27 protein-coding genes and 1 riboswitch are annotated in these 22,919 nt (G+C 48.8%); of the genes, 2 read left to right on the forward strand and 25 right to left on the reverse strand.

Features of this window, described 5'->3' with window-relative positions; genetic code table 11:
* Positions 1–36: 36 nt before the first annotated feature.
* The 14 genes from pth to AC1VOR_RS22630 form a co-directional block, all read right to left on the reverse strand.
* Entirely contained in the window at positions 37–597 is a 561-nt protein-coding gene (gene pth / locus AC1VOR_RS22565) for an aminoacyl-tRNA hydrolase (RefSeq protein ID WP_482621218.1), read from the reverse strand.
* 111 nt (positions 598–708) lie between these two features.
* Positions 709–1,662 carry a ribose-phosphate diphosphokinase gene (locus AC1VOR_RS22570; RefSeq protein ID WP_059048748.1) on the reverse strand — a complete coding sequence of 318 codons (954 nt, stop codon included), beginning with the start codon at positions 1,660–1,662 and terminating at the stop codon, positions 709–711.
* A 98-nt stretch (positions 1,663–1,760) separates the two neighbouring features.
* Complete coding sequence (gene glmU, locus AC1VOR_RS22575; RefSeq protein ID WP_482621219.1) at positions 1,761–3,164, reverse strand: bifunctional UDP-N-acetylglucosamine diphosphorylase/glucosamine-1-phosphate N-acetyltransferase GlmU; 1,404 nt, start codon at positions 3,162–3,164, stop codon at positions 1,761–1,763.
* Between the two features lie 137 nt (positions 3,165–3,301).
* The gene (gene spoVG, locus AC1VOR_RS22580) at positions 3,302–3,586 is read right to left on the reverse strand and encodes a septation regulator SpoVG (RefSeq protein WP_009226349.1); all 285 of its coding nucleotides are present in this window, start codon (positions 3,584–3,586) and stop codon (positions 3,302–3,304) included.
* A 176-nt stretch (positions 3,587–3,762) separates the two neighbouring features.
* The gene (gene purR, locus AC1VOR_RS22585; protein ID WP_059048750.1) at positions 3,763–4,599 is read right to left on the reverse strand and encodes a pur operon repressor; all 837 of its coding nucleotides are present in this window, start codon (positions 4,597–4,599) and stop codon (positions 3,763–3,765) included.
* Between the two features lie 127 nt (positions 4,600–4,726).
* The gene (ispE, locus tag AC1VOR_RS22590) at positions 4,727–5,581 is read right to left on the reverse strand and encodes a 4-(cytidine 5'-diphospho)-2-C-methyl-D-erythritol kinase (protein WP_482621220.1); all 855 of its coding nucleotides are present in this window, start codon (positions 5,579–5,581) and stop codon (positions 4,727–4,729) included.
* A 157-nt stretch (positions 5,582–5,738) separates the two neighbouring features.
* On the reverse strand, positions 5,739–5,915 hold the full coding sequence (locus tag AC1VOR_RS22595) for a small, acid-soluble spore protein, alpha/beta type (protein ID WP_059048752.1): 177 nt from the start codon (positions 5,913–5,915) through the stop codon (positions 5,739–5,741).
* Between the two features lie 176 nt (positions 5,916–6,091).
* Positions 6,092–6,367, reverse strand: coding sequence for a biofilm formation stimulator Veg (gene veg, locus AC1VOR_RS22600; protein ID WP_059048753.1), 276 nt, complete (start codon positions 6,365–6,367; stop codon positions 6,092–6,094).
* Positions 6,368–6,580: 213 nt separating this feature from the next.
* On the reverse strand, positions 6,581–7,483 hold the full coding sequence (gene yabG, locus AC1VOR_RS22605; protein ID WP_482621222.1) for a sporulation peptidase YabG: 903 nt from the start codon (positions 7,481–7,483) through the stop codon (positions 6,581–6,583).
* A gap of 38 nt (positions 7,484–7,521) precedes the next feature.
* Positions 7,522–8,418, reverse strand: a complete 897-nt coding sequence (rsmA, locus tag AC1VOR_RS22610) for a 16S rRNA (adenine(1518)-N(6)/adenine(1519)-N(6))-dimethyltransferase RsmA (RefSeq protein WP_482621224.1) — start codon at positions 8,416–8,418, stop codon at positions 7,522–7,524.
* The gene (gene rnmV / locus AC1VOR_RS22615; protein ID WP_482621226.1) at positions 8,409–8,969 is read right to left on the reverse strand and encodes a ribonuclease M5; all 561 of its coding nucleotides are present in this window, start codon (positions 8,967–8,969) and stop codon (positions 8,409–8,411) included. The genes rsmA and rnmV overlap by 10 nt, the downstream gene beginning before the upstream one ends.
* A 144-nt stretch (positions 8,970–9,113) precedes the next feature.
* Positions 9,114–10,250: a ubiquitin-like domain-containing protein gene (locus tag AC1VOR_RS22620; protein WP_482621228.1), complete on the reverse strand. Its 1,137-nt coding sequence runs from the start codon at positions 10,248–10,250 to the stop codon at positions 9,114–9,116.
* A gap of 263 nt (positions 10,251–10,513) precedes the next feature.
* Positions 10,514–10,727, reverse strand: a riboswitch (cyclic di-AMP (ydaO/yuaA leader).
* A 214-nt stretch (positions 10,728–10,941) separates the two neighbouring features.
* Complete coding sequence (locus AC1VOR_RS22625) at positions 10,942–11,718, reverse strand: TatD family hydrolase (protein WP_482621249.1); 777 nt, start codon at positions 11,716–11,718, stop codon at positions 10,942–10,944.
* 13 nt (positions 11,719–11,731) lie between these two features.
* Complete coding sequence (locus AC1VOR_RS22630; RefSeq protein WP_482621229.1) at positions 11,732–13,021, reverse strand: HD domain-containing protein; 1,290 nt, start codon at positions 13,019–13,021, stop codon at positions 11,732–11,734.
* A gap of 311 nt (positions 13,022–13,332) precedes the next feature.
* Here AC1VOR_RS22630 and AC1VOR_RS22635 point away from each other — a divergent pair, with 311 nt between their 5' ends.
* Entirely contained in the window at positions 13,333–13,587 is a 255-nt protein-coding gene (locus AC1VOR_RS22635) for an AbrB/MazE/SpoVT family DNA-binding domain-containing protein (protein WP_018753512.1), read from the forward strand.
* Positions 13,588–13,732: 145 nt separating this feature from the next.
* On the opposite strand, the gene rsmI is transcribed toward AC1VOR_RS22635, so the two are convergent.
* The 10 genes from rsmI to AC1VOR_RS22685 all read right to left on the reverse strand — a co-directional run bounded on the left by rsmI (position 13,733) and on the right by AC1VOR_RS22685 (position 21,397).
* Positions 13,733–14,632, reverse strand: a complete 900-nt coding sequence (gene rsmI, locus AC1VOR_RS22640) for a 16S rRNA (cytidine(1402)-2'-O)-methyltransferase (protein WP_482621232.1) — start codon at positions 14,630–14,632, stop codon at positions 13,733–13,735.
* Positions 14,629–15,384, reverse strand: a complete 756-nt coding sequence (locus tag AC1VOR_RS22645; RefSeq protein WP_482621233.1) for a tRNA1(Val) (adenine(37)-N6)-methyltransferase — start codon at positions 15,382–15,384, stop codon at positions 14,629–14,631. The genes rsmI and AC1VOR_RS22645 overlap by 4 nt, the downstream gene beginning before the upstream one ends.
* A 62-nt stretch (positions 15,385–15,446) precedes the next feature.
* Positions 15,447–15,818 (reverse strand): initiation-control protein YabA, encoded by a 372-nt coding sequence (locus tag AC1VOR_RS22650; protein WP_482621234.1) that lies wholly within the window; start codon positions 15,816–15,818, stop codon positions 15,447–15,449.
* A gap of 49 nt (positions 15,819–15,867) precedes the next feature.
* Positions 15,868–16,668: a PSP1 domain-containing protein gene (locus AC1VOR_RS22655; RefSeq protein ID WP_059048763.1), complete on the reverse strand. Its 801-nt coding sequence runs from the start codon at positions 16,666–16,668 to the stop codon at positions 15,868–15,870.
* Positions 16,669–16,822: 154 nt separating this feature from the next.
* Entirely contained in the window at positions 16,823–17,806 is a 984-nt protein-coding gene (gene holB, locus AC1VOR_RS22660; RefSeq protein WP_482621236.1) for a DNA polymerase III subunit delta', read from the reverse strand.
* A gap of 55 nt (positions 17,807–17,861) precedes the next feature.
* Positions 17,862–18,305, reverse strand: a complete 444-nt coding sequence (locus tag AC1VOR_RS22665) for a YaaR family protein (RefSeq protein ID WP_059048765.1) — start codon at positions 18,303–18,305, stop codon at positions 17,862–17,864.
* Positions 18,306–18,416: 111 nt separating this feature from the next.
* Positions 18,417–18,746, reverse strand: a complete 330-nt coding sequence (locus AC1VOR_RS22670; protein ID WP_059048766.1) for a cyclic-di-AMP receptor — start codon at positions 18,744–18,746, stop codon at positions 18,417–18,419.
* A 55-nt stretch (positions 18,747–18,801) separates the two neighbouring features.
* Positions 18,802–19,452: a dTMP kinase gene (tmk, locus tag AC1VOR_RS22675; RefSeq protein ID WP_482621238.1), complete on the reverse strand. Its 651-nt coding sequence runs from the start codon at positions 19,450–19,452 to the stop codon at positions 18,802–18,804.
* A 45-nt stretch (positions 19,453–19,497) separates the two neighbouring features.
* Entirely contained in the window at positions 19,498–21,054 is a 1,557-nt protein-coding gene (locus tag AC1VOR_RS22680; protein ID WP_482621240.1) for an aminotransferase class I/II-fold pyridoxal phosphate-dependent enzyme, read from the reverse strand.
* 157 nt (positions 21,055–21,211) lie between these two features.
* Positions 21,212–21,397 carry a sigma factor G inhibitor Gin gene (locus tag AC1VOR_RS22685; RefSeq protein WP_482621242.1) on the reverse strand — a complete coding sequence of 62 codons (186 nt, stop codon included), beginning with the start codon at positions 21,395–21,397 and terminating at the stop codon, positions 21,212–21,214.
* A 217-nt stretch (positions 21,398–21,614) separates the two neighbouring features.
* On the opposite strand from AC1VOR_RS22685, the gene AC1VOR_RS22690 reads away from it, so the two are divergent.
* On the forward strand, positions 21,615–22,139 hold the full coding sequence (locus AC1VOR_RS22690) for a hypothetical protein (protein WP_482621243.1): 525 nt from the start codon (positions 21,615–21,617) through the stop codon (positions 22,137–22,139).
* 96 nt (positions 22,140–22,235) lie between these two features.
* On the opposite strand, the gene AC1VOR_RS22695 is transcribed toward AC1VOR_RS22690, so the two are convergent.
* The gene (locus tag AC1VOR_RS22695) at positions 22,236–22,664 is read right to left on the reverse strand and encodes a hypothetical protein (RefSeq protein WP_482621244.1); all 429 of its coding nucleotides are present in this window, start codon (positions 22,662–22,664) and stop codon (positions 22,236–22,238) included.
* Positions 22,665–22,919 lie beyond the last annotated feature (255 nt).

A 22,919-nucleotide genomic window follows, 5' to 3' on the forward strand; every position in this document is an offset into this window, starting at 1 on the left:
TGGAGAAGGGTTATGTCTCCAGTATGCCCTGTACAACTATCCGTTAAACTTGGCCATGGTCTGTTCAAAGGTATGATCCAGACTGAATTCGAGCGCATCACATGCGGCCGAAATCGACTGCTCCAATAAAGGCTTGTCCTTCTTGGCAAAGCCGGACAGAACATAGTCCACCACAGCATATCCCGGTTCAGGGCGTGATATCCCCATGCGGATTCGATTAAATGTTTGTGTACCTGTATGCTGAATAATCGATTTAATTCCATTATGCCCGCCCGCACTGCCTTGATAACGGAGTCGGTTGCGACCGATTTCCGTATCCAGGTCGTCATACACGACGATCATGTCTTCCAAGGGGGCCTTATAATAATCCATATAAGCCCGCACCGCTTCACCCGACAAGTTCATATAGGTCATCGGTTTAATCAATACGACCTTGCCACCAGGCAGTGTACCCTCACCAATTAGCGCCTTGCATTTGCTCTGCTTAATTTCAATGCCATGGCGGCGAGCCAGTTCATCCACGGCCATAAATCCGATATTATGCCTTGTCTTGGCATATTGGGCCCCAGGGTTACCGAGTCCGACGATCCACTTCATACCACAATTACCTCCACCATGATCTTCAATCCAGCATACGCCGATAGGGGTTGCATCCCGGGGAAAGGAATGCAACCCCTATACAAGTCCAAGAGAATTGCCGAGATTCTGCTATTCGATCTCAAACAGCTTGCTGATAGACAGTTCCTCGTGGACGCGAATAATCGCTTCGCCCATCAATGGGGCCACGGATAGCACTTTCAGCTTGCTGGTCGGATTCGGATGCGTAATCGGAATCGTATCTGTAACAATGACTTCTTTCAACGGAGAGTTCTCCAGCCGGTCCATAGCCGGACCAGACAGCACCGCATGTGTACAGCAGGCATAGACTTCTTCCACGCCACCTTCCTTCAGTGCATTAGCACCAAGAACGATTGTACCGGCGGTATCGATGATATCATCGACCAAAATGGCTGTCTTGCCTTCAATATTCCCGATAATGTTCATGACTTCACTGACATTCGGCTCCGGACGGCGCTTATCAATGATCGCCAGCGGTGCATTCAGGAAGTCAGCCAACTTACGTGCACGCACAACCCCGCCGTGGTCAGGAGACACGACAACCGGATTAACAATATGCTTCGAGCGGAAATATTGAGCCAGAATAGGCACGCCCAGCATATGATCCACCGGAATATCGAAGAAGCCTTGAATCTGCATCGCATGCAGATCCATCGTAATGACCCGGTGAGCACCGGCCTTCTCGATGAGATTGGCTACCAGTTTGGCCGTAATCGGATCGCGCGAACGAGCCTTCCGGTCCTGACGGGCATAGCCGTAATACGGGATAACCACGTTGATACTCTTGGCCGAAGCTCTCTTCAAAGCATCCACCATAACGAGCAGTTCCATCAGATTGTCATTCACAGGCGCGCATGTAGACTGAACTATATAGACATGGCAACCCCGAACACTTTCCGACAGCTTGACTTGAATCTCGCCGTCGCTAAAGCTCGTCGTATCTGAATCTCCCATAGGAATACCGATGTAGTCGGCAATTTGATGGGCCAGTTTGGGATTGGAGTTACAGGTGAATATCTTTAATTTAGAATCGCAATAAGTCATAAATTCAAAACCCTCCGTGCTGTGTAGATAGCGAAAGGGAGCATCTATTAACCCGCCTTCAAGCTACCCCGTCATTGAAATGGTCACTGCTAAAATTATTACTCCGACTCTTGCTGTCTTTGTTTCTTAGCTTTCGCACGGGCACGAATCTTCTCTGCGTATCCCGCCTTGTTCTCTTGTCTTGCTCTGGCAATGGCCAAGTCATTTTCGGGAACTGCTTGGGTAATGGTTGAGCCGGCTACCACATAGGCGCCCTTGCCCACCTTAACGGGTGCAATCAAGTTGACATTGCTGCCGACGAATGCATCGTCCTCAATCTCCGTAATAGACTTATTATAACCATCGTAATTGACTGTAATCGCGCCACAACCGATATTGACGTTCTTCCCGACCTTGGCATCCCCTACATAGCTAAGATGCGATACCTTGGCCCCGTCGTCCAGCGAAGCGTTCTTAATCTCGACAAAGTCACCAACCTTGACCTTGGAGCCGAGCTTAGTCCCGGGACGCAAATAAGCGAACGGTCCCACCGTCGATTCCCGGCCGACTTCCGCCTGACTGAGAACGGACTGCTTCACCTTCGCACCGTCAAGAATTATGCTGTCCTCGATTTGAGCCGAGGGTCCGATGATGCAATCTTCACCGATCACCGTTCTGCCGGACAAGAATGTCCCTGGATATAACACCGTGTCAGAGCCAATCGTAACTTCCGCGCCGATATAGGTTGAGCTTGGATCAATTATCGTTACCCCGCCAAGCATGTGCTCCCGCACAATACGTTCCCGCATCATCTGCTCAGCCTCGGACAACGCGATCCGGTCATTAACCCCAATCGATTCGCGAACATCGGGCACTGCGTACCCTTCGACCACTTCGTTCTCTTGCACCAAGATGCCGATCACGTCGGTCAAGTAATACTCCTGCTGGGAATTATGATTTGTGACCTTCTCCAGTGCAGCAAATAATTTTGCATTATCAAAGCAATAAGTGCCAGTATTGATGTCCTGCACGGCCGCTTCCGCCGGCGAGCAATCCTTCTGCTCAACGATTCGTAAGACAGTACCGTTCTCCCCTCGAACAACGCGTCCATAACCGTAGGGTTGGTCCATATGGGCAGTCAGTACCGTAGCCGCTGCACTCTTGCGGGTATGATGATTAATCAGCGCTTCAATCGTTTCAGCAGTTACCAGGGGCGTATCTCCACAGATGACAACGGTCGTCCCTTGTTCTTCAGCAAGTAATGGCCCGGCCTGCTTCACCGCATGTCCAGTACCAAGTTGCTGCTCCTGAAGCACATATTCCGCCGATGAACCCAAATAGGATTTTACCGCCTCTGCGCCGTGGCCAACCACCACGATGCTGCGCTCGCATCCAGCCTGGTTCACCGCATCAAGCACATGCCCAACCATCGGCTTACCACATACAGGATGAAGAACCTTATAAAGCTTGGACTTCATGCGCTTCCCTTGCCCTGCGGCAAGAACAATCGCTAACCTTTTCAAAGCCCCGGCCTCCTTACCTCTCACTTAAACTCATTACTGAATATATCTCATTTAGGGGAAAAAGAAAAGGGAGCCATGCACAGGCATGACTCCCTTTTCCTCGAACCCCAATCGAGCATCAAAAAAATGACTAAGACTTACGCCCCTTCTTCAATGGCTTCCTCTTGCTCGGCAGCGCGTTCATATTCAGCCAGAACTGCAGCTTGAATCTTCTCGCGAGTGCCCGAGGAAATCGGATGCGCGATGTCCCGGAACTCCCCGTCCGGTGTGCGCTTGCTAGGCATAGCTACAAACATTCCATTGTTGCCGTCGATGACGCGAATGTCATGAACAACAAATTCGTTGTCGATGGTAATGGATGCGATCGCTTTCATTCTGCCTTCAGAGCTGACGCGGCGGAGCCTTACATCCGTAATTTGCATGTGTGTTCACCACCTTTTTCCATCAGAGACTTGGTGTAATATTCCACAAAGCAAACGGAAATCCTTTTTTTTGGATGAACAAAATAGGCTAAATTCACGATTTTTTTTGAATTTATGGGCTTTTCGACAGGTTTCGTCGGAATTTCCACTTTTTTGAGGTACAATCGACACGGTTCTTATTGTCCTATTTTTGAGAAATAGTTACCTGGCTCAACTGAAATTTCTTTGCCTTTGGCATCCACTGCCCGAAGTGTAGCGAGGGAAATATAATCATGCAGCAGACGCTGCTCCGTAGCGATCTCCCCAGACTCTACCAATACGCCGACGCCAGCCACCTTGGCATTGAACTCAGCCAGCAGATCTACCATCCCTTGAATAGTGCCGCCCGCCTTCATAAAATCATCGACAATGAGCACTCGGGAGTTCTCCTTCAAGGCCCGCCGTGACAAAGTCATCGTATGCAGGCTCTTATGGGAGCCGGACACATAATTAATGCTTACGGCCGAGCCTTCGGTCACCTGATGGTCTCTACGCACCAGAACGACCGGCAGGTTCAACTCAGCACCGGTTGCATAAGCCAGTGGAATCCCTTTGGTCTCAACGGTCATAATGCAGTCGATGTCCAAATCGCCAAAGGCGGTAGCAAACAATTTGCCCGCTTCATTCATTAAGGCCGGTTGACCTAGCAAATCAGACATGTATAAATAACCGCCGGGCAAGATACGGTCCGGCTGCGCCAACTTGTCACACACTTGTTGAATAAAGGTCAGTGCTTGCTCCCGGGCAACCCGGGGGATATATTTCACGCCACCAGCAGCGCCAGCGAGCGTTAACAGCTCTCCCATGCCCTCTTCCTCAAATACTTCCTTGATGATTCCAAGATCTTCACTGATGGACGATTTGGCAGCCCCATAGCGCTGAGCAAAGGTTGTCAATGGAATCAAGTGGTGTGGGCGGGATAATAAGTAGTGGGTCATCTCCACCAAACGAGCGCTTCTCTTTAATTTTTTCACGAAGTACCCCTCGCTAAATCCGAATATTTTAAAGAAACTATAACATTTTTGTACGGATTTGTCCAAGCCTTGAACCTTATCCGGTCAGCTACTTTATTTGACCTTTGGATGGTTTGGCGAGGAGCACTCAGGTCAACAGCCGTACAGCGTACACCTCTTTGCAGAAGCCACGCAACCCGTTATATATGCGAGATACCTTTGATTCCTTGGATACCAGACCAAATACGGTTGGCCCACTGCCCGACATCAAGACGCCGTCCGCTCCGAGACGCAGCATCGTCTCCTTGAGATGAGCCACATCCGGGTGAATTTGCAGCGTGACCCGCTCTAGCACATTACCAAGCTCCTGACAAACGTCCTGGAAAGAGTGCCTCTCCAGTGCCGCCTGCATGCGTGCTGCGGATGGATGGTCTGTAATACCCTCGCTGCGTAAGCGGCCGTATACCTCTGCTGTTGACACGTTGATCGGCAGCTTCGCTAGTACCACCCAACACTGGGGCGGATTGGGCAGCGGCGTAAGCAACTCGCCCCGGCCTGTCGCCAGGGCCGTCCCTCCGGTGACGCAGAAGGGGACGTCCGAGCCAAGCTCTGCGCCAAGCTCCTTGAGCCCCTCCTCAGAAATACCCAGCTCCCACAGCCGGTTCAGACCTCTCAAGGTAGCTGCAGCGTCACTGCTGCCACCGGCCAGACCAGCGGCTACCGGGATTTTTTTATCCAGATGGATATATACACCGCTACGCACATTGTAACGCTCCTTGATCAGCTTTGCTGCCTGGAAGGCCAGGTTCTTCTCGTCGAGCGGAATATACCCCGCCTGGCTCGATATAATGATCGTATCCCGGGGGAGAGCGCTCATTTCCAATCGATCCGCCAGATCCACCATCGTCATGATCATCTCGACCTCGTGGTATCCATCCGGACGCTTATGTAGAACATCAAGCATCAGGTTGATTTTGGCCGGTGCTTTCTCGTAAATTTTCATGGCGCTTCCCCACCTTCAACAAGTCCGTCGTTTCTCTATCTTAAAAAAATGTTGTCTCTACGTCTATGTATGAAAGATAAAAATTCCTGATTCTATCTTACTTCATAAAGCGCAAAAAACGAAGCTCCTCCTGCGAGGAACTTCGTTCTGGCTTACGCTACTGCTGCTTCGCGGCTTGCTCGGCAAGCTGGATCGCCCGTTTTACCATGTTTCCGGCGTCCTTTGCTTTAATGCCTCCCCAGCCCTCCTGCTGAACAGTATCATAAAATCCCAAATCCTTGGCAAGTTCGACCTTGAAGTTCTCCGACATAACGCTGCGTCTTCTGCGCGACATCGTCAGCCTCCTCCTTTGATCTTGGATAAAGGAACAAGGTTAGTATACGTCCCGCCGTTCCCTTCATACGAGGGAAAGCTGTCCACTTGGGTGCACCAAACTTCAGACGGCGCGTAAGGCAAGAAAAAAACGGCCTTCGCTTAAGGCGAAAGCCGTTTGCTGGCTCTTCATGATGTTCACGGTTTAATATACGAAATCCGCATCTCATCGTTGTCATTGCAAATCATGACCTCAACAGATTCGGTCAGTATATCGGCATAACTGTAAGACACACGCTTAAAGGTTTGCTGCTCTTCATCCAGCTTCACAATGAAGACCGAAGGATAGGTCTCTTCCAAGACTCCGGTACGTTCGACGGTCTTGCGACGACCTCCGTTGGCCCGAAGCATAATTTTCTGTCCTACGTGGGCGTCGAGACTATGCTTAATTTCCGACAGCGCATTTTTAGCCATTGCCTGTGACCACCTTCTTTCTTTGTCCATTATACAGAAAAGTCACAGGTTTGTCAATTCAAAACAAATAATTATAGCAGTAGGTAAAAAGCGATGTCAACGTTTTTTTTTCGACAATATTAGTTTGATGTAGGATAAGCCTAAAGACAAATAACCGGAAGGTCTCAGGCTAACGCCGAGAGTCCTTCCGGAATGGACAAAAAGATGATTGGTCTACACTGAAGGAACGACATGAAGGGTCGATAAATCCTGTAGCTTGGGCAGTCCGATCCGGTAGCTGCCTCGAGTTTCAATTCCACCAACACCTTGAGCCCCGCTGATCGTATGATTGAGGACATCGGTGATTTGAATCGTCTCCCGTATGGAGGTTAATGCGGCCTTTGCCGCGATATACACCGGGTCCAGAGCATGAATCAGCACGCGTCCCGGCGAGCTGGCGAAGTTAGCGCCAGCTTGCAGAAGCGCCTCAAAATGCGACTGACAAGCTCCCGCGACAATCGTCAGCGTATCGAAGTTCCGTTCGTACTCGCGAGCACGCCCGATCGCCTCAACGAAATGCCGGGAATTTTTGTAGCTGGCAAGCTGATACAAATCACCCGAAGGACGGGACTTCAACACGCCATCATGCCCTGTAAGCACTACAATATCGGGCTTGACGACGGGCAACAGCCGATACAACGTCTGGGCCATCTGGGCCTCTGTAACATAATAGCCCTGAGCCGGAACACGCAGTTTCTCGTACAAGCTCAAGCTCTTTTGCAGATAACGTTCGTCCCCATCCAGATGCAGCACCTTACCGGGAACCTCGAAATAAGCCGGCTCCCCTTGCGTATAATACGCCCGGCCAATGGTCGTACGGTTTCTTTCCGTTAGTTCCTCGCGGTCTTGCGTGAGCCGCTTAAGCGATTCTGTCGCTTTGATACGAACCCGCTGCGTCTTCTCACCCGGGGAAGCCGGATCGACCTTGACCAGATCGTTCAAGGGCGCATCCGCCAGCAGTCGGAACTCTGTGCCTTTGATGATAGCTTCGCTCCGCTCAATTCGTTCAATTCGGAACGTCACGTCTCCACCATAAGATTTGCGGACGACCAAGTCTCCCAAATTCGTCAAATCCATCACCTCTACCCCATCGTATGGGCGTATAGAGTGAATGGTTACAAGTGGAGTTCCTTTACGCCTGCCTCCAGCAAGACATCAGATAGCTTGGCGAATTCCTCTATGCTTAGCGTCTCGGCCCGCCGTGACGGCATGATTCCTGTCTCCGTCAGTAACTGGTCCAGGCGTTCCCGCCCTTCTTTAGGGAAGTAGCGACTCTTCAAATTATTCGAAATCGTCTTGCGCCGTTGAGCGAAGGAAGCCTGAACAACATCGAAAAAGAAGTTCTCGTCCTGTACAGCAACAGCCGGCTGCTTGCGAACCGTTAGACGTATGACAGCAGACTCCACATTCGGCTGAGGAATGAAGACGCTGTGAGGCACCGTGCAGATCAGCTCCGGTACACTGTAATACTGCACGGCGATACTCAGGCTTCCATACTCCTTGCCACCTGGAGAAGCCGACATCCGCTGCGCTACTTCCTTCTGGATCATGACTACAATATGCTCCAGAGGCAGCTTCTCCTCTAGCAGCCGCATCAGAATCGGCGTTGTCACGTAATATGGCAAGTTCGCCACCACGCTAACACCACTCACTCCGCCAAATTCTGCTGCGAACAACGCTTGCAGATCCAGCTTAAGTACATCCCCGTGCACGACACGAACATGCGGGTAGGGCTCCAATACCTCTTCCAGAATGGGCAGTAGCCGCTGATCGATCTCTACCGCTGTTACCTTGCCAGCTTCACGAGCAAGCTTCTCCGTCAAGGCACCAATGCCCGGTCCAATCTCCAGGGCTCCCTTGTCTGCGTCCAAGCCTGCCGCTGCCACAATCTTGCCAAGGATATTCTGATCGATCAGAAAGTTCTGTCCCAGGCTTTTTTTGAATGAGAAGCCATGCCGCTGGATAATTTCCTTCGTTCGGCGAGGCGTTGATATATCCTCCCTCATGCCCATGTTCCGTTAACCCCTTTATCTTCTAGCTTCACAAGTGCTGCTACGAATTCTTCCTGACTAATACGAAATACCGTTAGCCGCTTATATAACTGCTTCCCGTTGCAATATCCGATACCGAGTAGCTCTCCCAGCGCCTTTCTTCGCGCGGCTGCCTGCGGATGAACGATGAGTCCCGCCGTAATCAGGTCTTCCCAGGCGATGATAGGCTCCACCCCTGGCACTTCGTTATGCAGGCGCGCCAGCGCCGTACGAATCGCCTCTGGCGTGGCATTCTCCACACCGATATCCCCTCGCTTCGTGGCCTCCGCTTCAGGTAAGAAGGCATGCTTGCACCCGGGCACCCGAGTTGCCACGATCTTGCGAATCCGTTCTCCAGCGTGATCGGGATCGGTAAATATAATAACGCCCCGGCGTTCTTGCGCCAGAGCAATCTTCTTAAGCGTAGTCTCGTTGATGGCTGACCCGCCCGTTTCAATCGTATCCGCTTCAACGGCCCGCTTGACGGCTACGGTATCATCCCGGCCCTCCACCACGATGACTTCCTTGATCATCCGGGTTACCTTCTTTCCATTTGCCTCTACTACAACAAAAAGAAGAGGATTCTCATCCTCTTCTAATCCACTGTCTTTATCATCATCCTGAATACTTTGTGTACATATTGTATCCCACTTCCTCCGCATTGTAAAACGGAGAAGCTAGTTTAATTCCGGCTTCGTCGGGCCGATGACATATACGGTACGACCTTTCTTACGGCCAAAGTTTTTAGCCGTCTTCAAGCTGTCGTAGTAAACGTCCATTTTATTTCCCTTGATGGCTCCGCCGGTATCTTCAGCCTTGCGGAACCCGATTCCTTCAATGTAGACCCACCAGCCAAGCGGAACGACGGATTTGTCAACGGCAATCGTTCTGCCCTCCGTCACGCGAGTGCCGGAAGCTGTACGAGTGCCAATTCCTTCTTGCTCCGAAGAGTAGGCGGTCAGCGTAACATTCTTAAGCATCTTTTTATATTTAAAAGAGACACCGTTCTTGGTGGCATTGCCGCCAATGTTCACAGTATTTGCGCTGCGGCTGATGCTAGCCGACAGAACGGCTGTCGGTTCTTTCGTGCCTACGGCCACGACTTTAGGCTGGGCCTCCTTCGAGACCTCCTTGCCAAGCCAGCGCTTGGTCACGAATACTCCGTCCTCATAGGTTTTCTCGATGTTGTGAATGACCATGCCCTCACTGCCAGGCTGAACGACCTTTGTCGTTCCCTTCAGCAATTCCTTATCGGATGTCTTTACGACGTTAAAAGGCACAGCTTCTTCGGTTTGTACCAAATGCTTGCTCACCCGAACAATGGTGATTCCTGCGTCCGAGTCCAACTTGCGATCCAGGGCAGGTGTTACCTTATCATCTTGATTCAAAGTGACGCCTAGCTCATCTAGCACATCTTTGACCTTCTCCTTGGTAGTGAAAGTCGTTTTTGTCTCTCCGTCCACACTCACCTTTACCGGAACCGCCCGCACAATGACGACACGGTCGCCATCTTCCAGCATGCTATCTAGCGGACGCGATAATGTATCTTTGGGATGCAGATTGATGGCCTGTTCATCCAGCAGGTCAGCAACGCTGTCTTCCCGGGTTTCCACTGATTGGACATTACCGTCGACAACCAGGGAGATTTGTTTATTTTGCTGGCCATACAGCCATATGAGGATGATGATGATTACCGCGATGGTCAGAACGCCGACGAGCGCAACCTGACGAATATTTAACTGCTTCCATCGCAATGCGTAAGACATGCTGGATGAGCGTGATTCATGGGTCTCCTCTTTGCGGAAAATGCCCATATCTTCCGTCCTCCTTACATAGCCTCGCCGTCAAGATCGATGCACAATTACATTTGACGCGACTACATTCTTGATTTACGAAATGCGGCTCTTGCTCACGTGCATTTCGTATCCTTTCCCAGTCTGCCCTGCGGGTGTCACCTCCTGTTTATCAACAGTATGATGACCCTACTACTTTTATTCAAAACAAAAGAAGCCTAAAGAAAGAGTTAGAGGAACTCCTTCGTGGCTTCCTGATGGTCTTGGTGTAGTAGGCTGCACGAGTTACCTCTCTTGATACGCTTACGAGGTTAGCTGTCGGGTTAGGACGAAAGAGAGCCGCCCCTTCTCAGTACATTCGCTCATGGCGCAATGACCTCGAATTCACCCCATAGACCCTGATAAAGAAATCAAATACGAGCGCAGTTGGCAAATTCGCCGCTAGTCGCTTGCATTGGTTCCCCCGTTCTCCATTCGGAGATTCAGCGAGACTGGTTCATGGAATCAAGCATCGAAGTGATCCAAATTTCAAGTGTTCGAAACGGATCAAAACGATCACTGAAAAAATTCTATCCTGTTTCGATGCATGTTGTAAAGGACGAATCAACCACGTTTTTTTAAATAAATGGTTAAAAAAATGTAATTATATCCGTTTTAATGGTTAAAATGTATTAATCTTTCCGAAATCCTCGCTTTTTCATCCGTTTATCTCTCAAATACTCGGAATACCAAATCGTTCCAGTGCATTTCGAGTGGTAATTTGGGCAATTTCCTCAAAGGTTAACCCTTTTAGCTCGGCAGCCATTTCGGCAACCAGGCGTACATGAGCAGACTCGTTTCGTTTACCTCTAAATGGATGAGGAGTTAAATAAGGGGAATCCGTTTCGATCAATAATCGGTCAATAGGTGTCTTTGCCAATACTTCTTTCGGCTGCTTTGCATTTTTAAACGTAATGGGTCCGCCAAACGACAAATGAAATCCCAAATCCAGACACATTTTGGCAATTTCCCAACTGCCAGAATAAGAATGCATAACACCTCCCACTTTATGAGCTTTTTCTTCGCGCAAAATTTTGACGACGTCCTCATGAGCATCACGATTATGAATGCAAATCGGCATGCCGAGACTGCGAGCCAGCCCGATTTGCTTGCGGAACACCTTATGCTGCACCTCTTTAGGGGAGGTATCCCAATAATAATCCAGTCCGATCTCACCGATAGCGACTACCTTCTCATGCTTGCATAATTCAGCAATCCAGTCCAAATCTCCCTCTTGCATCGTAATGGCATCCTGAGGGTGCCACCCTACCGCAGCATAAATGAAGTCATAAGACTCGGCCAACTTCATCGTTGTCGGGATCGTCTCCCGGTTAAACCCGATGTTAATCATTCGCGTAACCCCTTGTTCTACGGCACGCGCAATCACTTCCTCACGATCTTCGTCAAATTGGGTTGCATCCAAATGCGTATGTGTATCAAATAACATGATGTCCTCTGACCTCCTAAATGCGTTGTTTAAAAATTTGCGCAACTTCACGGGGTAACTGATCCATGACAGCGCATAACTTATTGTCGGGATAATACAAATGATATTTCCCCCGATGCAGTCCGCTAATCGACCTGACAATATCGGACACCTCAGAGATTTCCCGCAACTGCTCTTGGCGGTCCAGTAACAGGATTTGCTTCTCCCCAATTCCCTCGTCCGGACGGAACACATCATAAGGTAGATCCGTTGGAAAATCAATTTCCATATCGTAATCGGGATTTAATCCTACCTGTTCGAAAGCGGTACGAATTTGTCCCAACATTTCCAGATCAATCGTCTCAACCTCTACATATTTATACAATTTCCGATTTAAAAACCGGATACACAAATCACTAAGCCGCTCATCCGCTTCCCGAGTCCATTGCATGAAGGCCGTTTGCATCAATGCCTCGTCCAACTGCAGGTAATCACGGACGTTTATATTTCCATCGAAGAGGCTGGGGAGCGGATAGGGCAGGAATGCAAATTTATAATGATCCCGATATAGTTCTTTCGCCCGGCGCAGAATTTGGCGGAGTATAATTTCTGAGCTGCGTGTTACCGGATGGAAGTAAATCTGCCAATACATTTGATAACGGGACATCAGATAATCTTCCACCGCATGCATTCCTGACTCCTTCACTACCACCCTTCCTTGGAAAGGCCGCAGCATTCGCAAAATTCGGTCCATATCAATCGTACCGTAGTTCACCCCTGTGAAATAAGCATCACGCAGCAGATAGTCCATTCGATCCGCATCAAGAGGACTGGATACCAGATTAACCACAATCGGATTATCATAATCCTTGCGAATGACGGATGCGACCTTCTCTGGAAAATCAGGAGATATTCGGCGCAGTACACTACCTACCTCGGTATCCCCCAGCAAAATTTTGCAAGTCCAATCCTCATGGTCCATCTCGAAGGCCTGCTCAATGGAATGAGAGAATGGCCCATGGCCCAGATCGTGCAGTAGTGCCGCACATAAAGCAACCAGCTTCTCCTCCCCAGGCCAGTCTGCATATCCGCCGCGCTCAAACTGAGAAATAATTCGGCGCGTGATTTCATAAACCCCAAGCGAATGTGAGAAACGGCTGTGCTCTGCACCATGGAATGTCAGATACGAGGTACCCAACTGGCGAATCCGACGAAGTCGTTGGAACTCGGACGTATTAATCAGCGACCAGATCACTTCATCCTGTACATGAATATAATTGTGTACGGGGTCCTTAAATACCTTTTCTTCACGAAGTTGACGATACATGGTTCACACACTCCTCTTCCTTCTTAATTGAAATGACAAAAAATTGACTAATGTCGAAGGTTTTTGTCGAATATTGTCGTAAAAAGTCATATATAGTCTTTGTCGAATGTCGAATTATAGAATATCACTAACTTCCTAGGTATAATCATGCTTCTCAGAGATATTTATCAAAAAAATTTAGAAATAACAAAGAACTCTACCATAAATAGGTTGACTATTCTGGCAATCGTTGGTATTATGAATATCATAAAAGATAGAACAATGTCGAAAAATGACGATTAAAAAATGAACTGAAAGGGGCTATCATCAGTATGTTGAAATCAACAGGTATCGTAAGAAAAGTCGACGAGTTGGGCCGTGTTGTTATTCCTATCGAATTGCGTCGCACCCTGGGTATTGGCGAGAAAGATGCGCTTGAAATTTATGTAGATGGCGAACGGATCATGCTCAAGAAATATGAGCCAGCCTGCATCTTCTGCGGCAATGCCGAAAACGTAACATACTTCAAAGGCAAAATTGTTTGCCATGAATGTATTACTGAGCTTCCTACCCCTGTGACAAATTAAGAATTATAGTATATAATAGATTTACTGAAACTGTTAATTCTAACCTTTTTCATATCTCCTTGGTGCCTTCCTTGGCTTGAACCCGGCCTAGCGAGGGCACCCTTTTTTTGTCCAAAATTTACTATCGGCTTAAAATGCTTCTATATTATAAAAGTTGATTATAAATATCCCGTTTCGACACTCCACGATCAAGCGCTGTTTTCTTCATCGCCTCCTTCCGCGTCAAGTCTTCCTGCTCCTCATAATGCCGTACATGCTCTTCCAACGACAACGTTTGCCACCAGGCTGCCTGTCTTTCCTTAACCTCTTCAGATCCCGCTCCCTCAATAACCAGACAATACTCTCCAAGTGGAGGATGCTCCAGCAGCCAGTCCAGACAATCTTGAATCGATCCCCGGGTTAGCTCTTCATATCGCTTCGTTAGCTCCCGAGCTAATACAATACGTCGGTTCCCCCAAACATCAAGCAGGGCCTCCAGCGTCTTTATTACACGATGTGGGGATTCGTACATCAACAATGTCCCCATCTCATCTTCCAGCGATCTTAACAATTGTCCGCGTTCTTTGGAATCGCGAGGTAAAAAGCCTAAAAACATGAAGCGTTCCGTGGGCAAGCCCGAAACAATTAAAGCTGATAAAGCTGCATTAGCACCAGGTATAGGAATGACAGAAATATTGGCTTCCAATGCCAATTTCACCAAATCGCTGCCAGGGTCGGAAATCGCCGGTAGACCGGCATCACTGACCAATGCCAAATTTTTTCCTTCTATTATAAGGCGTATTAATTCAGGCCCACTGGCAGCTTTATTATGCTCATGATAACTGACCAGTTTGGCAGGAGAAATATCAAAATGCGTTAGCAGCTTTCTCGTCTGTCTTGTATCCTCCGCCGCTATAATATCGGCCTCCTGCAACGTACGTACCGCTCGGAAGGTCATATCCTCCAAGTTGCCAATTGGCGTACCCACCAGAAACAACTTTCCCTTGTCCCCTAAGACCGAATCAGGAGAACTCGCGACAAAGCTTTTTTGTACATGTATGCTCATGATCTACCCTCTTTTGATCCGTAATAGATGTTCATAAGTTCTTCCGTATATCCCCCATCTTCTCCGTATACAATCAATGGAGGCAGGACACGCATATCCGCCTTGCCATCACGCAAAGCTTCTATTAATACCATATTGGCTTCTGCTCCGATTCTGGGATGAACAAAGCGAATCACCTTCGGCTCCAGACGATACTGACGCAACACAGTAATAATCTCTCCCAAGCGTTGTGCCTTATGGACCATCGAGACCTTGCCTCCCGGACGTACCAAGCGCATGGCGGCAGCCACTACTTCATCCAGCGTACAATAAATTTCATGGCGGGCGATGGCCTGATGCTCATTAAGCTTGGTCTCCCCCGTCGTCAAAGGCATGTAAGGGGGATTGACCGTGATGGCATCATAGGTTCCATGTCCGGTGATATGCACAAGTTCCCGAAGATCACCTTCACGGATATGAATACGATGCTCCAACTGGTTCATGGCCACACTACGACGCGCCATATCTGCTACCCTCGGCTGAATTTCAATTCCCTCGATCGTTGCCTGCGTCCGGGTGGACAATAACAGCGGTACTACCCCATTTCCCGTGCACAAATCAAGAACCTTCCCGTATTTGGGGACAGCCGCGTATCGTGCCAGTAGTACCGCATCCATTGAAAAGCTAAAGACCTCATCGCTCTGAATGATCGAGAGCTGATGGGTAAGCAAATCATCAACCCGTTCCTGATCATATATAGTTACCTTGTCCATAAATCTTGATTTCCGTCCTTCCCGAAACTTTAAAAAAACCGTAGGGAATCCCCTACGGTTCACTATTTATTCAAAAACGACAAACAAAACAGGCAATCGCCTTCCGTGCGAAGATGTCCATAATATACATTGCAAATATGAAAGCCTTCATGGTACAGGCGCGCTAAGTTATCATAGCCCTCACCTACCACGTCGATGGCCTCTTTGCCCGGTGGTATCGTACCCTCCGCGCCTTCGGCTATACCGGGAGGCAGACGCCCCTCCGTGCTTTCCAGCTTGAGTATTTTGCGCAGTTGTTCATTCTCGAGCAGGAGCCGTTGGTTTTCTTCCACCAGCTTCTTGACCTCCAGCTTCAGGCTGCCCAAATCGCCGTGTACCTTTCCCATTTGCGTTTCCAGCGTCTGCATATGTGTGAAAATATCCTTGTTCTCCAAGTTCCCACCCCAGAGTCATCTCTAAAGTCTTTCTATATGAGTAAGCTCCTTATTTGACAACAACCTCGTCCAAAGGGAGCTCCTTCACCTTGCCTACTTCAAACAATTGCACATGCACGGTACGCGACCCGGCGTTAATTCCCACTACCTTACCGTCGCCCAGCGAGGTAATGACCATTTTCCCTACCGATGGAAGCTCTTCTTTAACACTCTCATAGTTATCATGCTCATACTTCAGGCAGCACATCAAGCGCCCGCACAAACCGGAAATTTTCGTCGGATTCAGCGACAGGCTTTGATCCTTGGCCATCTTGATCGATACCGGCTCGAAGTCACCCAACCAGGAAGAACAACAGAGAATCCGACCGCAAGGTCCAATACCACCCAGCATCTTCGCTTCATCCCTGACCCCGATTTGCCTCAATTCAATCCGTGTTCGGAAGATACTGGCCAAATCCTTGACCAACTCGCGAAAATCGACGCGGCCCTCAGCCGTGAAGTAGAATATAATCTTGTTGCGGTCAAAGGTAAATTCCACATCGACCAGCTTCATCTTGAGTTCGTGATCCTTGATTTTATTTAAACATGTGGCAAAAGCATTCTTTGCCGCAAACTTGTTCTCTTCGACAACACGGGCGTCAGCTTCGTCAGCAATCCGAATGACTTTCTTCAGTGGAAGAACAACATCGGATTCTCCGACCTTCTTCTTGCCGATCACCACTTTACCATATTCAATCCCACGCGCGGTTTCAACAATCACGCTCTGGTCCTTCTCTACAGGAAGCTCCAGTGGATCGAAATAATAGATCTTGCCCGCTTTTTTAAAGCGAACGCCCACTACAGTATACAAAAACTAACCCCCTCGTCTAGCTCCAAACTGGTGAACCGCTTTCGTTAATCTATCCCTGCTCTCAGGGGAGGAAGTTTCCTGACGGTCTGCCTTGCTCTGTATCTGGTCTTTGTCTACGTCGTTTTTCTTTCCTCTGGTACTCCAAATCTGCGGGTTACCGCAATCCTTCCACCGCAATCACGAATTGCTCCACACAAAGCTGGGCATTCATATGCTGGCGAAGCTTCTTCTTGCCTTCCGCAGTCAGCGCCATCGCATCAATCCATTGTTCTGCGCTTAGCGAGGATGCGTGCCGGTTAATAAATTCAAGCTCATCTATGAAAACGATCTGATCATGTTTATGATAGAGCGCATGGATCATATCCTTAAACCACAAATGAAAAAGATTAAACAGCATGTCCAAATGATCGGATAACCCGGATTTGAACAATTCTTGTTGTGCAGTAATTAATGGAGAACCGCCACGGCCTGCGATTTCCTTCCCTAATTGTAACACTACGTTTCTAATTTCTGCAAACCAATTCTGTTTGATGAGATCACGGCATGATCCTAGTCCTGCCGCAACATGAACAGCACTTCGTGCTAAGGTTGGGGAAAATCCCTCATCCGCCAAAATCTGGAGCATACGTCCTGGATCAAGTGGTGAAAATGGGACCCACTGCGAACGGGATTGAATGGTCGGCAACAAGGCCCGTCCATTATCGGACAATAGAATAGCAACTGCTGGAGAAGGGGGCTCCTCCAGGAACTTCAGCAAGCTGTTAGCTGCCTGAACCGTCATCTTGTCCGCTTCGTCGATAATATATGCTTTCGGATTACCACTCTCCGAACGATATGAGAAAATCCGCTGCAATTGGCGGATTTGTTCTATTTTAATCGTAGCCCCGTCGGGCTTTACCGTAAATAAATCTGGGTGATTGCCATGCAGCACCTTGCGGCACTCCAGACATTCACCACATGCGTCGTCGTCCTCGCCCTGAGTGCAGAACAACGCCTGGACGAAAGCCATGGCCATTTCCATTTGCCCACTTCCAGGCGGTCCACTAAACAGATAGGCATGAGATATTTCCTGGCGCCGCAGGCTGCTCTGCAGCAGTTGTTTCGCCGTATCCTGCCCAATGATATTTTGGAATGACATTGTATTTATTTCGTCCTTTCAACAACCGCAATACTAAGGCGTTCTCAAACTCGCCCTAGAAGCAAAGATTAATCAACATGCCGCGTATTTCACCAATCTTCTGCAGCAGTTCAATTTTGCCCTGCTCCGTCTCCAATAGTTCTTCCGCCATGGCCAGCAGCGCCGAATCCACTTCATCCAGCAACTTGTAGCGTTTCCCCCGGCCACGGCGATCCCAGCCCTTCGATTCCTTGATAGTCACCCCTCTGCGGACAGTGTCCTCCAGGAACCGCTTAACCATCAGTCGATAGGCCTTCAGCTCACGCACCGTCATCGATTTGGCCAATCGATCACCCTGCATCTGAATTTCCTTGAACTTGCGGTTTAATTCCTCTTGCGTGGCCTGATGCCCATGCTGCTGCATCACATCCGAGAAGCTTTTGGATTGCACCGGTTTGGCAGGGCTTTCGCTTACCCCCAAACCGCTTTTGAGCGGCCTATATCCCGGATCAATTTTCAAAGCCCTCACCACCTATTCTGAAATATAAATAATAGTATATTCGTTCAAGATTCGACGCCGATTCCACTCCCTTGAATCCCTTCGTGATCGGAAGCTGTATTTTAGATAACCTTAAAAGTGTTCGAAACGGTCTACTGGAAGAACGAACACCGTCGCCCCCCCCACCTGTACCTCTACAGGTAGCGGTAGATACGAATCCGTAGTTCCGCTCATCGGCGTAACCGGAGTCACGAGTTGCTCCCGCACCTTGCAACTGGTACGAATCACATTTAGAACGGAATCAACCTGATGATCATCCACACCAATCATGAAAGTAGTGTTGCCTGCCCGGAGAAAACCACCGGTACTTGCCAATTTCGTGGCACGGTAATTTTCCTTCACTAATGCACTGGACAGCCGGTTGCTGTCTTTATCTTGAATAATCGCAACAATCAGTTTCATTTGCAGCGCCTCCTCGTTCTTATTAAAGAATGTACCACATTAAACTATTAGACGGCTAGATCATGAAATCCTTTAATGTTGCCGAAAGTTGCCTGCGAATCTCGGCAGCCACCTGTTCTTTACTGCGGGAAGCATCCACAATTCGAATCCGCTCCGGATACATCTCGGCGATAAGCAGATAACCTTCCCTCACCTTCTGATGGAACTGAAGGCTCTCCATGTCCAGCCGATTCACCTCTCGACTTTGACTGGAAGCAATCCTAGCTAACCCTGCCTCCGGTGTAATATCCAGATAAAAGGTCAGATCGGGGAAACGCCCCTTGGTCGCAAATAAATTAATCTCCAGAACCTCATCCATGCCAAGCCCACGGGCATAACCTTGATAAGCCAAGCTGCTGTCAAGAAAACGGTCACAGAGAACCGTTATCCCCTGATCTAGTGACGGCTCTACCTTTTCCGCCAAATGCTGTCTTCGGGAGGCGGCATACAAAAGCGCTTCTGTACGCGCATCCATCGCCGTATGCTGTGGATTTAAAATTATATCGCGAATTTTTTCGGCAATTTCGATGCCACCTGGCTCACGAGTAGTAACAAACTCCACTCCCTGCTCTCTGAGCACTTGTTCCATTTGCCGCATGACGGTGGTCTTGCCCGATCCATCACCTCCTTCAAGCGTAATGAACAGTCCCTTGGCTTGATGATTCATGTAGTTCTGTACCTGCTTTCTATATAGAAAATTCTGCTGCGAGCTTTATGCCTTCAACACTTGAATTGTGTGCAATTGTGAATCCGCGGCCCCTTGGCATTTAGCACCGCTGTTCCTAAGTTCAACCAACCGCTCTGCGAGAGCTTTCGTAATCTTCTCCCCCGGATACACCAAGGGAATCCCTGGGGGATACGGAATCACCATTTCTGCTGCCAGGCGGTCTGCACTCTGCTCCACAGGAACCATCTCAATCTTTTCAGGCGATAGGGGAGTCAGACCAAAAGCAACAGGCTCAGATATAGCAAACTGCAAATGCTCCTCTGTATTGTTCCACGTGGAAATTTGTCGAGAAAGAATATCTGAATCCTGCACACTCTTGGAGAAATTAGCAGATAATGCAGATTTAACAGCTTTACCGCCCGGCTTCACTTCAACTTCTGCAATTCGCTGCAAAGCTGTTAGCAAATGGTGAGCATCGTGTAACGTAGTTCCTGGTCCCAGAGCAAGCACAACATACCGATCATCGCTCATCTCTGGAACACAACCTTCTGCCTCCAGACGTTCCTCTAATTCATAACCACTCAACTCACCCGCAGCATCGTAAATAACAAGCTTCCACGGATCTTGTATAGTATATGCAGCAGACTCTCCGCTGGCGCCCGGTGGCTCCACAACAGCAAAGCGTGACAGTTGCTTCAAACCTTCCCGGACCTCCCCTGCGGCAGCCAGCCCACGTGCTAGCAAGGCGGGACCATATGCCTCCAGCAAGCTTCGACTCCTATCAAGTGAAGCCATAATCGGATAGGAAGGGCTGGAGCTCTGTAGCATGGCCAGCCGTTGCTTCAGTAGCGTGCGATCAAGCAGCCCACCTTGAACATGCAGCATCGCGCCCATCGTCAGCGCAGTAAGCATTTTATGCGTCGACTGCACAACACCATCGGCCCCTGCGGATAGCGCGCTCTCCGGCAGCGCCGGGTGCTGCCCGAAGTGAGCCCCATGCGCCTCATCTACAAGCAGCGGCACCCCATGCGCATGGCAGATATCAGCCAGCGGCCGAAGCGGTGCTCCCATCCCGTAATAGTTCGGGTGTGTGATCAGCACCCCTTTAGCGCCGGGATGGCGGCGTAGAGCCTCTCCCACTATCGCTGCGCTTGGGAGGGTGCTAAGGCCGCTGCCGGGGTCCTGCTGCGGCGCCAAAAATACTGCGTGAGCTCCCGCAAGCATTAATCCGTGGATCACGGATTTATGGACGTTTCGCTGCACGAGCAACACATCTCCTGGCGTAGTACATACGCTCAGGACCAAAGCCAGGTTGCCGGCCGTGCTGCCACCAACCAAAAAGCAGGTCTCCTCCGCCCCAAACTGGATCGCGGCCAGCCGCTGTGCCTCCCCAATCACCCCCTGCGGATGGTGAAGGTCATCGGTTCCGGTAATCTCCGTTACATCGATCCCCATTACCTGGGCAAGCACATCCCCATCATCGGAATACCCTTGCCAGGCCTGTCCATCCTTATGTCCAGGTACATGAAACGATGTGTCTTTCCTCTTCCTGTATTCCCGAAGTGCTTCGTGTAAGGGGGCATTATGCGTTTCCTCAGACATATCTATTTCTGATCCTTCCAGCTAAACGTAAATTCATAAATAAGAATAAGTAATAATTACTTATACCTTGGCTTCATTTTACCGCTACTTGGCCTGATAGGGCAATATAAAAGGACCTGCTCCCTTAAAGAACAGGTCCTTTTAGCCAATATTTCTTCTACGCATTATTTTGCACCCAAATCTGCTTCATTTGATGGATAAAGAAATGATATTTATCTTCCTGCACATCCGTGTGTATCATTTCAGCTTCACATGCGTCACAGATAAATTCAGAAACAATATGAATGCCCTCACTTTTCGGTTCCTGGCAAATAATGCAAGTTCTAACCGCCAAATTATCCATGCCCGATCCCACCTTGTTCGTTTTACTATCAGTATGACACAGATTCTATTATTTTAAACCTTTTCATAGTCCGCTGCCCTACTTTATCCTATGTCGCCCCGGGCATTCCTGTGTTTGTACCCAGCATCTTCATTATTCTTTTTTTTCATCCGATATATTAAGAAGAGCTTGTCAGCTTTAGAGGGTCCACGAACCGTTGAAGGAGGATCATTCATTAATGTCCGCTGAAACCGAATCTCAACCAACCTTTTATCACTATAAATTACTCAAAAAAGTCATATTGCCTAAATCCTTAATTAGTAGTCTGGTCGTTTTGCCTTTTATTTGGCTTGCTGCCGAAATGTTCTTTATCTCCTGGACCAGCCTGTTCTATTTCTTGCTGGCCGCTCCAGTCACCGTATGGATTCAATATGTGATGTCCCGGTCAATTCTGATCCTGACGAGTCGCTCGTACCGCAAACGCTGGTATTTTTGCCGCAGCCTGCCTTGGATCGGATATATGCCCGATCAGCATGTGACTTATTCTACATATCGCAGGGTGTATCTGAATTCGGCCTGGATCGGCTGCCTGGTCATTCTGATTCTAATCCCTTGGTCACCTATCGCCTTTGTGCTCTCGCTAATGTTCTGGCATGCCTGGCTCATCTTCCCCCGCTTTATTGTATTTGCGGTACTTCGGGGCCAACGCAAAGATGGAATGATCAAAATTACGAATCTGGATATTTCCTACTACATTCAATAAAGCACTCATACCACCACCGTACGATAAAAAGCCTGTCCCTGCCTCTATCGCAGGAACAGGCTTACTTCATTCAACCAAGTTTTTTTGAATTCTTTATTAAGGGCTACTCTCCAAGCCTTGAATCACCATTTTTCTCTCTGGCTTAGGAATAAGCACCGTGAAGGAATTTTCATGAATCGTCAACTGTACAATTTGTTTTCCCTTCTCATAAACCCACGTCGTTCCTGTGCTTTCCTCTTTCAGTTCAGTCCAGCCCCACTCCGCAATTACTTGCTCATAAGCCTCAGGCACATCCTTGCTCTCATGAAGTCCAGTCAGCGAGTAATGTACATAATCCATCTTAGAGTTGTTCAATACCGTCTCACTTTGCTTGGCTTCCTTCGGGACCGGAAAACTCTTGTCTACCGCAGCTCCTACAAAATCCGTCCACCCAGGCTCAGAAGATGTACAGCCAGCGATGACAAATACCATCATCAAGACTCCTAACATGAGGCATAAGGAATGGTGTATTCCCCTTCGCTGCATGGTTGATTCCTCCTTGCCATTATGATAAAAAATAGTCCTGTTGTCATTAAAAATCAGATGTTTCATAGGCTAAATGCCCTATACGCATAGGCACCACCTTAATTATAGCGAGTGTTGCATAGCTGTCGGTAACAAAAAGGTTACATTCCTTTTGAAAGAGTCTAAACATTTGACACCTTTATCATGTCTTCCCCACGCGGACAAGCTAAAACAGAAAAAAGCACCGTCGAGGTATATCATCGACGGTGCTTCTCG

Source organism: Paenibacillus sp. 1SOY10 (assembly GCF_056836745.1).